The sequence below is a fragment of the Shimia marina genome, from assembly GCF_001458175.1.
In the GTDB taxonomy this organism is placed as follows: Bacteria; Pseudomonadota; Alphaproteobacteria; order Rhodobacterales; family Rhodobacteraceae; genus Shimia; species Shimia marina.
The window spans coordinates 557,150-570,630 of the sequence record NZ_CYPW01000006.1; the positions used below are offsets into that span (position 1 = coordinate 557,150).

Genomic DNA, 13,481 nt, shown 5'->3' on the forward strand with positions numbered 1-13,481 from the left:
TATAACGCTCGCGCGATAGCGGGTTTTGTCCTCCGGGGCAAGGTGACGGGGGGCCTAGGCTTGCTTTTGTTGGGGGCGATCTGTCAGAAGAGGGTGAAATTGAGGAAAAATACTATCTTTAAGAGGTACTGAATGCAGGGGTGGAAGCTGTTCAAACACGCGCTGCGCATGGTCACGGGCAATTGGAGGGAGGCGTTAAAGATCTTTCTCTTGCCTAGCGTGGCAACAATGGCATTCACGGCTGTTTTCATCTTCATTTTGGCTTTTTTGCAAGAGAGCGGATTTGGAAGTGTTCTTGTCACAATGGTTGGGCTGGTGGGCTTTTTCCTTTTTTTGTGCGTGCTGTTTTGGCCGCTGGTCAACTGGCACAGATTCGTGTTGCTGGAGGAGTTGCCACGCAGCTGGGTGCCAACCTTTCATGAACAACGCGTCCTGTCGTATTTGGGCAATGTTGTGATTTTGTGGTTGCTGACCCTGGTTGTAATGATCCCTCTGGCATTGATCATTTTCCTGTCTTTTTCAGCCGGTTTCGGAAAAGAAGTTTTTTGGGGGTTAACCCCACTGTATTGTTTCCTTGCCGTGCTCTGGTTGAGTGTATCTATCATCCTTCCGGCGGCCGCAGTGGGTAAGCCATTGAGAATACGTGAAGCTCTCGCTGCGACCAATGGCGCAGGATGGACGCTTTTTCTATTGTTGATATTGGTTGGAATATTGCAGATTTTTCTGGAGTTTATTGGTCAAATCATTTCGGTTTTACCTGACTATGTTGAGATGCCGGTCCTAGCTGTGGGAGTGGCATTTTGGGGTTTGCTGAATGTCAGCATCCTGACCACACTCTACGGCCACTATGTCGAAGGCCGTTCCCTCGACTGATGTCGTAAAACCATTTTTTTGTATGGGCTTACCTGACTTGTTCTGGCCTGCGTAAATCTGCCACAAGGGCGATAATTTACAATAACACACATCCCAAAGAGGTCTTTATGCTGGGTTGGAAACTTTTCAAACATGCGCTGCGCATGATTTTTGGCAACTGGCGCGAAGTTCTGCGCATCTTTCTGGTGCCAACCATAGTCGGCATTCTGGGCATCGTTGCGTTTATCGCAGTCTTTGCAGATCGGCTCGAAGCCTCAGGTCCCGTTGGTTCCGGTATCGGTCTGGCCATCTTTTCCGTGATGATCTTCTACGCGATCGTTGCAACATGGAGCATTGTGGCCTGGCACCGGTTTGTCCTTCTGGAGGAGATACCGCAGGGCTGGATCCCCCCTTTCAACATAGGGCGGATCTTTTCTTACTGGTGGCAAATGCTGAAGATTACGCTTTTGGCTATCGTTGTGGGCTTACCGGTTGGTGTTCTTCTGGTGTCTTTTGTAGAGGTCAGCCTGCCCATTGCCATTCTGATCGGTCTACCGGTCTATTTTCTTCTCATTGTGAGCTACATGCGCCTGTCCATTCTGCTGCCTGCTGCTGCCATCGGCGCACCGATTTCCATTGGACAGGCCTTTGAGGCGACAAAAGGCTTTGGTGGCAGTTTCCTGCTGCTTCTGCTGTCTTTGATTGGGTTCCAGATCCTGCTTCAGCTTCCCGTCTCTTTGACGACCCTTCTGTTTGCTCCGCTATCTGCGATCTTCTCAGTTGTCGCAGCTGTGTTGGCCACTCTGCTCAATATCAGCGTGCTGACTACCTTGCATGGCCACTTCATCGAAGGCCGCTCTGTCGACTGATCCGGGCAACCGCCCCTTGCCAAAAGCGGCGGCTTGGGCCACTGAGGGCACATGAGCGAATTTCGTAAATGTGCCCGCACTGCCGAAGCCGCCATGCGCAGCGTTTTTCCCGCCACGCCTCTGCAGCTGAATGCCCACCTCTCTGCCCGCTTTGGTGCCGACATCTGGCTCAAGCGCGAAGACCTGACGCCTGTGCGCTCCTACAAGCTGCGCGGTGCCTTCAATGCCATGCGCAAATGCCGCGCCACCGATCCAGATCAACGGATTTTTGTCTGCGCCAGCGCCGGCAATCACGCACAGGGCGTGGCCTTTATGTGCAAGCACTTTGATGTGCAGGGGGTGATCTTCATGCCGGTCACCACGCCGCAGCAGAAGATTTTCAAGACACAGGTCTTTGGTGGTGAGAACGTCGAAATCCGCCTTGTTGGAGACTATTTTGACGACACGCTGGCCGCCGCGCAGAGCTATTGTGCCGAGGCAGGCGCCGCCTTCCTGTCCCCCTTTGACGATGAGGATGTGATCGAAGGTCAGGCGTCTGTTGCGGTGGAAATCGAAGCCCAGCTGGGCCGCGCGCCCGACCACATCATCCTCCCCGTAGGCGGCGGTGGGCTCTCCTCCGGCATCTACAGTTATTTTGGCGCGACGACGGATTACACCTTGGTGGAACCTGAAGGCGGTATGAGCCTCGCCGCGGCGCTGGATGCCACGCATCCGGTCACGCTGGCCCATGTCGACAGCTTTGTGGATGGCGCTGCAGTGGCGCGCATTGGCGACAAGACCTTCGCCCGCCTTGCGACCATGGACCCTGCGCATGTGCTCGCCGCCCCCGAGGATCGTATCTGTGCCACCATGTTGGAAATGCTCAATGTGGAGGGCATCGTTCTGGAACCCGCAGGCGCGCTGGCGGTGGACGTGCTCACCGATGTGGCGGATCAGATCAGGGGCAAAACCGTGGTCTGCGTGACCTCCGGCGGCAACTTTGATTTTGAACGCCTGCCAGAGGTGAAAGAACGCGCACAGCGCTATTCCGGTGTGAAGAAATACTTCATCCTGCGCATGCCACAACGCCCCGGCGCGCTGCGCGATTTTCTGGAAACGCTTGGTCCCGAAGATGACATCGCCCGCTTTGAGTATCTCAAGAAATCCGCCCGCAACTTCGGGTCGGTGCTGATTGGGATCGAGACCTCAAAACCTGAGAACTTCGAAGCGCTTTTTGAACGTATCGCCGCTGCGGGGATGACGTTCACCGACATCACCAATGATGAAACGCTCGGGCAGTTTGTTTTGTAGGCCTCTGCCTTCGGGCGATCCTATGCGTATTGCAAAACACCACGCAGGCCCAAGGTCATGCATGGCGACAAAAGACTGGCAGGGATGAGTGCTGTCAGGCAGCTGCGAGCTTCTGTGCAAACACGTCCTTGCTTTCGGCAAAGGCATCCAGAATCGCATCCACATCGACGGTGTCGGCCTTACCTGCCGCCGCCGCCGCTTCGCCGGCCTGGCACAATTGCGAAAACGCACGGAATCCGAGGTTGAGCGCACCGCCCTTCAGAAAGTGCAGATCCGCTTCCAGATCCTCCATTTTGGGACCATCGCGCAGGCGATCAATCACTTCTTCTACCTCGTCCAAGAAGAGGTCGACGACTTCCCCGAAGTCTTCAGAGCCAATTTCTTCACGCAGCTCGTCTACTCTATCCCAGTCAATCATGGGTACTTCCTCACTATTCCGCGGCCCACATTGGCAAAAAAGTGTTAACAAATCCTATCTGATAGAATTTGAACTATCTCATTTTTACTTTTGACGGCATGTTAAGTAGCAAGATTGTAGGTATCTGTGTCAATAAGTGAAAACCATGTGTAAAGGCTCCGAAGTTTTGTCTTCCACGTCTGTTCAATCCGCTGAAACTGGCGCCCCTGAAGCCGGGGTGATCAAACGTGTGCTTCTCGTGGATGACAGCCGCGTACAGCGGCGCATTCTCAGCCTGTCTCTCAAACGCGACGGCTATGATGTGATCGAAGCCGCCTCAGGGCAGGAAGCCTTGGATATCTGTCGCGAAGATCCGCCGGATCTGATCCTGTCTGACTGGATGATGCCCGGCATGTCCGGTCTTGAGTTCTGCCGTGCGTTCCGCGAGTTGAAGACCGAAGCCTACGGCTATTTCATCCTCCTCACGTCCAAGAGTGAAAAGACGGAAGTGGCACAGGGCTTTGATGCCGGTGCCGATGACTTCCTGACCAAGCCGGTCAACGGCTATGAGCTGCGCGCCCGGATTTCCGCCGCCGAGCGTATTCTGCGCATGCAGCGGGAGCTGACCGACAAGAACAAGATGATTTCTGAAACGCTCGATGAGCTTCAGCGTCTGTATGATTCGCTTGATAATGACCTGCTTGCCGCCAAAAAGCTGCAGCAGTCTCTTGTGCCTGAGCGGTTCCGCACTTTCGATCACGCAGCGGTCTCTTTGCTGCTGCAATCCTCCGGCCATGTCGGCGGCGATCTGGTGGGCCATTACAAAATTTCAGAAACCCGGATTGGGCTCTATGCCATCGACGTTTCTGGACACGGAATCAGCTCTGCTCTGATCACTGCGCGTCTGGCGGGCTATCTGTCCGGCAGCTCTCCGGAAAACAATATTGCCATTCAGGTGCTGCCCGATGGCACCCACACCCACCATCCCCCGGAACAGGTGGTGGCGCGTCTTAATGAAATCATCCTCGATGAGATGGAGACCGAACATTATTTCACCATGCTGCTTGCGGATGTGAATCTGCAAACCGGTGAGGTCATCCTCTGTCAGGCCGGGCACCCGCATCCTGTGGTGCAGCGTGCTGATGGCACCATCGAACAGGACGGTCCGGGCGGTCTTCCGGTGGGGCTCATTCCGGGGGGCGAGTTTGCGCAGTTTACGCTGAAGCTCAATCCCGGTGATCGTCTGTTCCTGCTTTCTGACGGGGTCACCGAATGCCCGGATATGGGCACCGGCATGTTGGGGGAAACCGGCTTGGAAACCCTGTTGAAAGGGCTCTATCAGCACGATCTGGAAAGCACGCTACAGGCGATGGTCTGGAAACTGGATGAATTTTCCGGCGGCAAAGGATTCCCAGATGACGTGTCTGGTATCCTGATGGAATACAAAGATTAAATCGCTTTTCGCTGCGTGGACTTAACGTAGGAAACGGGCGGCAAAATGGCGATCCCCGGCATTGCCCAGCTGCGCCACCGCCATCTCAACATCCATCCAGACCGCTTTATGCCCCGGCTCGCTGGGTGGGCCAATGCGTAGCGTTGGTGTGGCCAGATAAATGGCACAGAGCTTTTCTGCCCAAAGGTCATAGTCCGGCATATAGGTAAACCGGCGAAAGGCACCCAGTCGGCGCGGCTTTGAAATCCGGTATCCGGTCTCCTCAAACACCTCCCGCATCAGGGCAACCACCGGGCTTTCCCCCGGATCAATGCCTCCACCGGGAAGTTGGAATTCCGGGGTTGGTGCAGCCTGATGGGTCACCAGCATCTGATCACCGCGCAGCAAAATCGCATAGGCCCCGGCCCGCAGCTTATAGCGCTTGTTTCTCTCCGGCGGCGTGCCGAAACGTGGTATCATATGTGAAACCCCTTTTTGTCGCCCTTGCTGGCCCTATATAGTCGCGGTATGGCAAGGGAAGGCCGATAAGGAAACCCCATGAAAGCTGAAAGCAAAATTGCCTGGGACGACACAGTGCTGCCGTTCCAGCTGGACAAATCTGATATTCGCGGGCGCGTGGCCCGTCTTGATGGCGTGCTCTCCGGCGTCCTCAAACAGCATGCCTACCCGGAAAAGGTCGAGGCACTGGTCGCAGAAATGGCCCTTCTGACCGCGCTGATCGGGCAAACCATCAGCCTGCGCTGGAAGCTGTCGCTTCAGGTGCAGACCAACGGGCCTGTGCGCATGATCGCCACCGATTACTATGCGCCGCAGAATGAGGGTGAGATCGCCCGCATCCGCGCCTATGCAAGCTTTGACGAAGAGCGCCTGACCGAGGGCACCCCCTTTGAGCAGCTTGGCAATGGCTATTTTGCGCTGCTGATCGACCAAGGTGATGGCATGAAACCCTATCAGGGCATCTCCGGTCTTGTGGGTGGGTCACTTCAGGCCTCCGCTGAGGCTTATTTTGCGCAATCTGAACAGCTGGCGACGCGCTTTTCGCTGAAGTTTGGCAAGTCGATTGAGCCCGGCGTTGGTGAACATTGGCGCGCCGGCGGCATCATGTTGCAACATATGCCCAAGGCCAGCCCTGAGATCTCTGGGGAAGGGGGCAGCGGCGAAAGCGGCTATCTTCTGGCCAAAGATGTGGTCAATGAAGATGACGCAGAGAACTGGAATCGCGCCAACATCCTGCTCGACACGGTCGAAGATCTGGAAATGATTGGGCCCTCCGTGCCGCCAACCGATCTTCTGGTGCGCCTGTTCCACGAGGAAGAGCCGCGTGTCTATGATGCGCAGTCGGTGAAATTTGGTTGCACCTGCTCAGAGGAACGTGTGCGCCAGTCGCTCTCGATCTACTCGGCGCGCGACATTGAGAAAATGACCACGCCAGAGGGCCGCGTCACCGCCGATTGTCAGTTCTGTGGTGCCCATTACGATATGGATCCAACCACGGTTGGCATGCCGCCCAAAGATCGCAGCTCAGATGCCGCAGGCGTCTGATCCGCGTCACCTCCTTAAGGCCGCGCTGTCACGCGACAGCGCGGCCTCTTCTGATTTTGATCTCAATCCTGATGTGGTTCTGCCCAAAGGTCGCAAGCTGCGCCCCGCTGGCGTGCTTGTGCCCATAGAGATCAAAGCGGGCATCCCGCAGGTGATCCTCACCAAACGGTCCAGCCATCTCAAACACCATCCGGGTCAGATCGCCTTTCCCGGTGGCAAACAGGATGAGGCGGATGCAGATGTCATCGCCGCCGCTCTGCGTGAGGCGCGCGAAGAGATTGGTCTGCCCTCCGAAAACGTCGAAGTGCTCGGCACTCTGCCCACCCATGAAACGGTCACCAGTTTCCTTGTGACACCGGTTTTGGGCCTTGTTAGAGACACATTTGACGTGATCCCGGAACCCGGTGAGGTCGAAGAGGTCTTTACTGTCCCGCTGTCTCATGTGACCGATCCGGCGCGTTTTTCTGTGCAATCTCGCCGCTGGCAGGGACAACGACGCCACTATTACACGGTGCCCTTTGGCCCCTATTACATCTGGGGGGCCACCGCGCGCATTCTGCGCGGTTTCGCAGAACGGGTGGCAGGTCAATGAAAGTTTCCGGTGATTGGCTGACTGCGGCTCCAACTCAGGCGGTTTGTGCCATGTTAGAGACGCATGGGCATCAGGCGCTTCTGGTGGGCGGCTGCGTGCGCAACGCGCTTATGCACGTGCCGGTCAATGACATCGACATCTCCACCGATGCGCGCCCGGAACGGGTGATGGAACTTGCCAAAGCCGCCGGGCTCAACGCCATTCCCACCGGCATTGAACATGGCACTGTCACCGTCGTGGCCAAGGACATCCCGCATGAGATCACCACTTTCCGCCGCGATGTAGAAACCGATGGCCGCCGCGCTGTGGTGGCTTTCTCCGATCATGTCGAAGATGATGCCCACCGCCGCGATTTCACCATGAACGCGCTGTATGCCCGCGCGGATGGCACAGTGGTGGATCCGCTCGGCGGGTTGTCTGATCTTAAGGCACGGCGCCTGCGCTTTATTGATAATGCCGAAGACCGCATCCGCGAAGACTACCTGCGCATCCTGCGCTACTTCCGTTTTCATGCCCATTATGGCGACCCCGCTGAGGGCATGGATCCTGAGGCGCTGGCGGCGATTGCCGCCAATACCGACGGTCTGGCGTCCCTGTCCAAAGAGCGGGTGGGCAGCGAAATGATGAAGCTGCTGGGTGCGCCCGATCCGGCCCCCGCCGTGGCCGCAATGCGCAGCACCGGTGTCTTGGGAAACCTTCTGCCCGGCGCCGATGATCGCGCGCTTGCGCCTCTGGTGCATTTGGAAAGTAGTATTGGCCTGCTCCCCGATCCCATCTGCCGTCTGACCGCACTGGGCGGTGCGGACCTGTCCGAAGCCCTGCGCCTGTCCAAGAAAGCCGCCCGTCAGCGCGACCTGCTGCACGCAGGCGTGGAAAGCACCGACACCCCCGGCGCGCTCGGCTACAGACATGGCCATGACACCGCAGCGTCTATTCTGTTGCTGCGGGCCGCCATGCTGGAACTGCCCCTGATGCCAGACGCGCTCGCTGCGGCGCAACAGGGCAGCGCAGCCAGTTTTCCCATCCGTCCGGCCGATCTGATGGACCGTTTTCAGGGGGCTGCACTGGGTAAGGCGCTCAAGGCGCTTGAGGCCCAATGGATTGCTTCAGAGTTCACCCTAAGCAAAGCCGAGCTTCTGGCGGCAAGTGACCAGCTTTAGCTGTTGTGGATCTTCCACAGGCCCCAGGCCGCCACATGGTGCATCACACCAAAATCCCCAGCTTTGATCGCCGCGTCGATCTCCTGCGGCGTCAGTGTTTCATAGGCAAAGTCTTCCAGATCGCCGGGATCAGGCCGCGCCGCCCGGCGACAGCCCTGCGCCACATAATAATGCCCCTGACAGACCCGCGCATTGCCGTGATCCACATATGATCCCAGATGCCGCATCTGCGCAGGCGCAAGGCCGGTCTCCTCCAGCAATTCCCGCGTCGCCGCTGGCCCCGGCTCTTCGCCCGGATCCACATGTCCGGCAGGAAATCCCAGAACCTCACGCCGTGGCCCATGTTTGTACTGGCGGATCACTTCGACGCGGCCATCTTCCAGAAACGGGATCACCAAAGCAAAATCCATCAGATGCACCTGATAGAAATCATCCACGATCTGGCCCGGGCGCACCTCCACCTGTTGCTGTTCAATCTCCAGAAACGGCGGGCGTTTCATCAACTGCTGGGAGGACAGGATTTTCCAAGTCATCTAAAGGCATCTCTCAAATATCATGGCGCAAAACCTCACGCGCCTCAGCTTTCAGATGCCGCCTGTCACAGCGTTCTGTCAATGGCGCTCACGGCTCCAGCAGGGCGTGCAGATAGGCACCATAATTGTTTTTGCCAAAAGCTTCCGCACGGGCGCGCAATTGCGCATCACTGATCCAGCCCTGCGCCCAGGCGATCTCCTCCGGACAGCCCACCTGCTGCCCCTGACGTTCAGACAGGGTGCGCACAAAATTCCCCGCATCCAGCAGTGAGCCATGGGTGCCCGTGTCCAGCCAGGCATAGCCGCGCCCCATCTGCTCCACATGTAACGCGCCGTCTTTCAGGTACATCTCCAAGAGCGCGGTGATTTCAAGCTCGCCGCGCGCACTGGGCGTGACCTGCCGCGCGCGCTCTGGCGCGGTGCCATCCAGAAAATAAAGCCCGGTCACCGCATAAGGTGAGGGCGCTTTGCTGGGCTTTTCAACAATATGGCGCACGCTGCCATCCTCGGCAAAATCCACCACCCCATAGCGTTCCGGATCGGCCACGCGATAGCCAAACACCGTGCCGCCCTCCGTGCGGGTATCCGCCGTGGCCAATTGCGTGGGCAACCCATGCCCAAAGAAGATATTGTCCCCCAGAACCATGGCGCTGGGCGCCCCGTTCAGAAACTCTTCGGCCAGAATATAGGCCTGCGCCAACCCATCGGGGCTGGGCTGTTCAATATAGGTCAGCGACAGCCCCCATTGGCTGCCATCCCCCAAGGTGCGCTGAAACTGATCCTGATCTTGCGGCGTGGTGATCACCGCAATGTCGCGAATACCGGCCAGCATCAAAACGCTCAGCGGGTAATATATCATTGGCTTGTCATAAATCGGCACAAGCTGTTTGGAGACGCCAATGGTGATCGGAAACAGCCGCGTGCCCGTGCCGCCGGCCAGAATAATGCCTTTACGTGCGCTCATGTCATCTCTTTCAACAATAATGGGATCACACGATCCAATTCTGCCCCCCAATCTGGAGGCGTAATCTTAAAATCTGTCTCTATCTTGGCACAATCCAGCCGGGAATTCAGCGGGCGTTTTGCCGGTGTGGGATACTCTGTCGAAGGAATTTCCGTCACCGTGACCGGGCGCGCAGCTTTGGCGAAAATCTCGCGGGCAAACCCGGCCCAGCTTACGCTTGGTCCCCCGGCATAGTGATAGGTGCCGCGCAGCGCAGGCGTGCCACACATCTGCGTCGCCATCGTGATCAGCGCCGCGGCAATATCGCTTGCGGCGGTTGGCCCGCCCACCTGATCCCCCACGATGGTGAGCGCGTCCCGCGTTTGTGACAGGCGCAGCATGGTCTTCACAAAATTTGCGCCGGTTTCGGAAAACACCCAGGAGGTGCGCAGGATCGCATGCTGCCCACCCGCCTTGCGCACGGCCTCTTCACCGGCCAGCTTGCTGCGTCCATAGGCATTGATCGGTCCGGTTTGTGCCGTTTCCTGCCACGGGCTGTGCCCCGTTCCGTCAAAAACATAATCGGATGAGATATGCAGAAACGGGATCCCCTTTTGCGCTGTGGTCTCTGCCATCTCCCCCGGCGCGCGCCCATTGATCTGCACCGCCAGCGCCAGCTCATGTTCCGCCTGATCCACGGCGGTATAGGCGGCGGCATTGATCACCGCATCCGCATCACTCTGTGCAATCAGCGCGGCACAGGCGCCGGGCTGTGTCAGATCCGCCTGCGCACGGGGCAGGGTTTCAATGGTGAGATTGCCTGAGGCGCGCGCGCGCAATGCCTGTGCCACCTGTCCGCTGTGACCGAAGACCAGTAGTTTCATGCGCCTCACCTTTTGTGTTTCCAAGACAGTAGCGCCTTGTCGCAAGAGTGCAATCTGCGCCGCGCGCCATCCCAAGGCCCTGCATAAAGTGTTTATTTTGCCTTAAACCTGCGCAGGATGGGGTAACGATTGGGCGCTTATCAACATGGGCGTTTTTCCACCGACGCAATACCGTTGGAATACCGACGCCTTACCGATGCGTGATTTTGCCTGAGTCGATATCTTAACGCGCGGGCTTTGGGGCACTGGCTCCGCCAACGCCAAGACGGGTGCCAACGCCGCTGCGCTGCAACAGAGGTTGCCACCAGTCTTCATTGTCCAGATACCACTGCACGGTTTTTTCAAGCCCTTCCTCAAGCGTCACAGAGGGGCGCCAGCCCAACTCGTTGCGCATCCGGCTCGGATCAATCGCATAGCGCAGATCATGGCCGGGGCGATCCTCAACAAAGCGAATTAGGCTGGAATAGGATCTATTTTGAGGCCGCAACCGATCCAATATGGCACAGATCATTTTCACCAGATCAATATTGCGCGCCTCATTCTCGCCGCCAATATTATACGTGCGACCGATGTCTCCCTTCTGCAGTACGGTCAAAAGCGCATCGGCGTGGTCTTCGACATAAAGCCAATCCCGCACATTCAACCCTTGCCCGTAAACAGGAATATCCTTTTCTGCCAATGCATTAAGGATCACCACCGGGATCAGTTTCTCAGGAAAATGATAGGGGCCATAGTTGTTTGAACAGTTGGTCAGCACATAGGGCAGGCCATATGTTTCCCCCCAGGCACGGACCATATGATCCGAGGAGGCTTTGGAAGCCGAATAAGGGCTGTTTGGCGCATAAGGCGTCTCTTCGGTAAACTGCCCTTCTGCGCCTAGGGATCCATAGACCTCATCTGTGGAAATGTGGTGAAATCTGAACGTGTTAGGGCGGTTTTTCTGCTCCCAATAGCCACGTGCCGCCTGAAGCAAATGATAGGTGCCGATCACATTGGTTTGCACAAAAGCGCCGGGCCCATCAATGGAACGGTCGACATGACTCTCCGCCGCCAGATGCATCACAGCATCTGGTTCATATTTGGAAAAAACAGTCTCTAATAAGGCTGAATCACAAATATTACCTTCGATGAAGTGATACTTTGGATCCTGATCCACACTGCGCAGGTTTTCCAGACAGGCGGCATAGGTCAGCGCATCCAGATTGATCACCTCATGGCCGCGTGCAATGGCCAGTCGTACCACGGCGGATCCAATGAAGCCGGCTCCGCCTGTCACTAGTAATTTCAATAGCTTACTCCCCATTCAAATGGGCTTTTGATGTCTGAAAGCGCCGGTGCCATGGCATCCTTTTCCGATAGGATGGCCTCTTCGCGGCGCAGACCCCAGTCGATGGTAAGATCAGGATCATCAAACCGTAGCGATCGATCACAGTCCGGCGCGTAGTAATCGGTGCATTTATAAATGATTTCAGTGTCTTCCACCAAAGTGACAAATCCATGCGCAAAGCCCGCCGGTATCAAAATCTGCCGCCCGTTCTGAGCGCTCAATTCCACCCCAAACCAGCGCCCATAGGTCGGAGAGTTCACGCGAATATCGACAGCCACATCCAACAATGCCCCCCGTCCGCAGCGCACCAACTTGGCCTGTGCATGTGGGGGCGCCTGAAAGTGCAGGCCCCGCACCGTGCCAGCTTTTGCAGAGAGAGAATGGTTGTCTTGCACAAACTCCAGATCAATGCCGTGATCTGACAAAGTCTTTTTGTTCCAGCTTTCGGAAAAAAAACCACGTGAATCCCCAAAGCGCCGTGGTGTGAGCACTTTCAAACCGGCAATCGCGGTCTCCTCAACATGCATGCTTGCACTTCTCCTGTAGGTTTGCGTAAATCTATCAAGAGACTGAGTTTTTGTCACTTTTTACAAAGTTTAATTAGATATACGTTTGATTGATTTTAGAGGCTTCTCTATGGAGAGCGTCTCTGCGGAGCTCCCTTATGACAGATGAAACGCACAGATTGCGCCTCGTCGCAGTGGTTGTGACATACAACAGGCTGGAACAGCTTAAGATTACGATTGCACGACTTCTGGAGTCCCCTGCGGAGCATCTTTCTGCGATTGTCGTAGCAGACAATGCCTCCAACGATGGCACGCAGGAATGGCTTGAAACAGTCTCTGATCCAAGAGTTTATATAGAACGTCTGAATAAAAACGGCGGCGGTGCGGGTGGCTTTGAGGCCGGCATGCGTAGGGCGATGCAAGACTGTGATCCGGATTGGCTTGTTGTGATGGATGACGACGGGCGTCCCAGACCTGGAGCTTTCGCGGCCTTCCATCGGCTGGATCTGTCAAAATGGGATGGAATCGCCTCTGCAGTGTTTTTTCCATCTGGCGAGATTTGCGAAATGAACCGCCCATCGCGCAATCCTTTCTGGCATCGTGCTGAGTTTATCCGCACTTTGCGGGGAGGACGCGGTGGCTTTCATCTGCGGGCCGAAGATTATGCCTCAGATCACGGGCAACCGATTGATGTAACCTCTTTTGTAGGATTTTTCATTTCCCGGCAAGCCGTTGAAAAAATTGGATATCCCGACCCAGATTTGTTTCTGTACGGAGATGATGGACTCTATACTCTTGGGCTCACCAACGTTGGGGGCCGAATTGGCTTTGAACCCTCCGTTCAATTCGAACACGATTGCTCTACATTCGCCGGCCAACGGGGCCGCTTCCGGCCTCTGTGGAAAGTCTATTACTATCATCGTAACTTAATGCTGCTCTATCGGCTCGCAGCAGGCTGGATGTTTTGGCCTGTGCTGCTGATTATTCTGCCCAAGTGGTTTCTTAAAATCCGCGCGCATGGTGGCGAGAGACGCATTTTTCTGCGCCTGATGTGGCAGGCTGTGAAAGACGGGCTGCGCAAACATACCAATGTGGAACATGATCAGGTGCTGCGCTGGGCATCACAGAAATGA

Annotated in this window: 15 protein-coding genes; 8 read left to right on the forward strand and 7 right to left on the reverse strand. The window is 56.3% G+C overall.

Annotated elements, in window-relative coordinates:
• Positions 1-132 precede the first annotated feature (132 nt).
• From SHM7688_RS04545 to ilvA, 3 genes are all read left to right on the forward strand, one after another.
• Positions 133-873: a hypothetical protein gene (locus SHM7688_RS04545; RefSeq protein WP_058238787.1), complete on the forward strand. Its 741-nt coding sequence runs from the start codon at positions 133-135 to the stop codon at positions 871-873.
• Positions 874-980: 107 nt separating this feature from the next.
• Positions 981-1,721: a hypothetical protein gene (locus SHM7688_RS04550; RefSeq protein WP_058238788.1), complete on the forward strand. Its 741-nt coding sequence runs from the start codon at positions 981-983 to the stop codon at positions 1,719-1,721.
• 51 nt (positions 1,722-1,772) lie between these two features.
• A complete protein-coding gene (ilvA, locus tag SHM7688_RS04555) occupies positions 1,773-3,011 on the forward strand; it encodes a threonine ammonia-lyase IlvA (protein ID WP_058238789.1) in 1,239 nt (412 codons plus the stop codon).
• A gap of 94 nt (positions 3,012-3,105) precedes the next feature.
• Here the strand turns inward: ilvA and SHM7688_RS04560 are convergent, their stop codons facing one another.
• The gene (locus tag SHM7688_RS04560) at positions 3,106-3,429 is read right to left on the reverse strand and encodes an Hpt domain-containing protein (RefSeq protein WP_058238790.1); all 324 of its coding nucleotides are present in this window, start codon (positions 3,427-3,429) and stop codon (positions 3,106-3,108) included.
• 145 nt (positions 3,430-3,574) lie between these two features.
• Here SHM7688_RS04560 and SHM7688_RS04565 point away from each other — a divergent pair, with 145 nt between their 5' ends.
• Positions 3,575-4,861, forward strand: coding sequence for a PP2C family protein-serine/threonine phosphatase (locus tag SHM7688_RS04565; protein ID WP_083498915.1), 1,287 nt, complete (start codon positions 3,575-3,577; stop codon positions 4,859-4,861).
• 21 nt (positions 4,862-4,882) lie between these two features.
• Here the strand turns inward: SHM7688_RS04565 and SHM7688_RS04570 are convergent, their stop codons facing one another.
• The gene (locus SHM7688_RS04570; protein WP_058238791.1) at positions 4,883-5,320 is read right to left on the reverse strand and encodes an NUDIX hydrolase; all 438 of its coding nucleotides are present in this window, start codon (positions 5,318-5,320) and stop codon (positions 4,883-4,885) included.
• 78 nt (positions 5,321-5,398) lie between these two features.
• On the opposite strand from SHM7688_RS04570, the gene hslO reads away from it, so the two are divergent.
• The 3 genes from hslO to SHM7688_RS04585 are packed head-to-tail and all read left to right on the forward strand — an operon-like array spanning position 5,399 to position 8,155.
• Positions 5,399-6,403, forward strand: coding sequence for an Hsp33 family molecular chaperone HslO (hslO, locus tag SHM7688_RS04575; RefSeq protein ID WP_058238792.1), 1,005 nt, complete (start codon positions 5,399-5,401; stop codon positions 6,401-6,403).
• On the forward strand, positions 6,387-6,995 hold the full coding sequence (locus SHM7688_RS04580) for a CoA pyrophosphatase (RefSeq protein WP_058238793.1): 609 nt from the start codon (positions 6,387-6,389) through the stop codon (positions 6,993-6,995). Before hslO ends, SHM7688_RS04580 begins: the two co-directional genes overlap by 17 nt.
• Positions 6,992-8,155, forward strand: a complete 1,164-nt coding sequence (locus tag SHM7688_RS04585) for a CCA tRNA nucleotidyltransferase (RefSeq protein ID WP_058238794.1) — start codon at positions 6,992-6,994, stop codon at positions 8,153-8,155. The genes SHM7688_RS04580 and SHM7688_RS04585 overlap by 4 nt, the downstream gene beginning before the upstream one ends.
• Here SHM7688_RS04585 and SHM7688_RS04590 read toward each other — a convergent pair.
• From SHM7688_RS04590 to rfbC, 5 genes are all read right to left on the reverse strand, one after another.
• A complete protein-coding gene (locus SHM7688_RS04590; RefSeq protein ID WP_058238795.1) occupies positions 8,152-8,688 on the reverse strand; it encodes an NUDIX hydrolase in 537 nt (178 codons plus the stop codon). The two genes, SHM7688_RS04585 and SHM7688_RS04590, sit on opposite strands and share 4 nt — an antisense overlap.
• An 88-nt stretch (positions 8,689-8,776) precedes the next feature.
• Positions 8,777-9,652 carry a glucose-1-phosphate thymidylyltransferase RfbA gene (rfbA, locus tag SHM7688_RS04595; RefSeq protein ID WP_058238796.1) on the reverse strand — a complete coding sequence of 292 codons (876 nt, stop codon included), beginning with the start codon at positions 9,650-9,652 and terminating at the stop codon, positions 8,777-8,779.
• On the reverse strand, positions 9,649-10,515 hold the full coding sequence (gene rfbD, locus SHM7688_RS04600; RefSeq protein ID WP_058238797.1) for a dTDP-4-dehydrorhamnose reductase: 867 nt from the start codon (positions 10,513-10,515) through the stop codon (positions 9,649-9,651). The genes rfbA and rfbD overlap by 4 nt, the downstream gene beginning before the upstream one ends.
• A gap of 223 nt (positions 10,516-10,738) precedes the next feature.
• Entirely contained in the window at positions 10,739-11,803 is a 1,065-nt protein-coding gene (gene rfbB / locus SHM7688_RS04605; RefSeq protein WP_058238798.1) for a dTDP-glucose 4,6-dehydratase, read from the reverse strand.
• Complete coding sequence (gene rfbC, locus SHM7688_RS04610; protein ID WP_058238799.1) at positions 11,800-12,369, reverse strand: dTDP-4-dehydrorhamnose 3,5-epimerase; 570 nt, start codon at positions 12,367-12,369, stop codon at positions 11,800-11,802. Before rfbC ends, rfbB begins: the two co-directional genes overlap by 4 nt.
• Before the next feature lie 137 nt (positions 12,370-12,506).
• Between rfbC and SHM7688_RS04615 the strand changes: the two genes are divergently transcribed.
• Positions 12,507-13,481, forward strand: coding sequence for a glycosyltransferase (locus SHM7688_RS04615; RefSeq protein ID WP_058238800.1), 975 nt, complete (start codon positions 12,507-12,509; stop codon positions 13,479-13,481).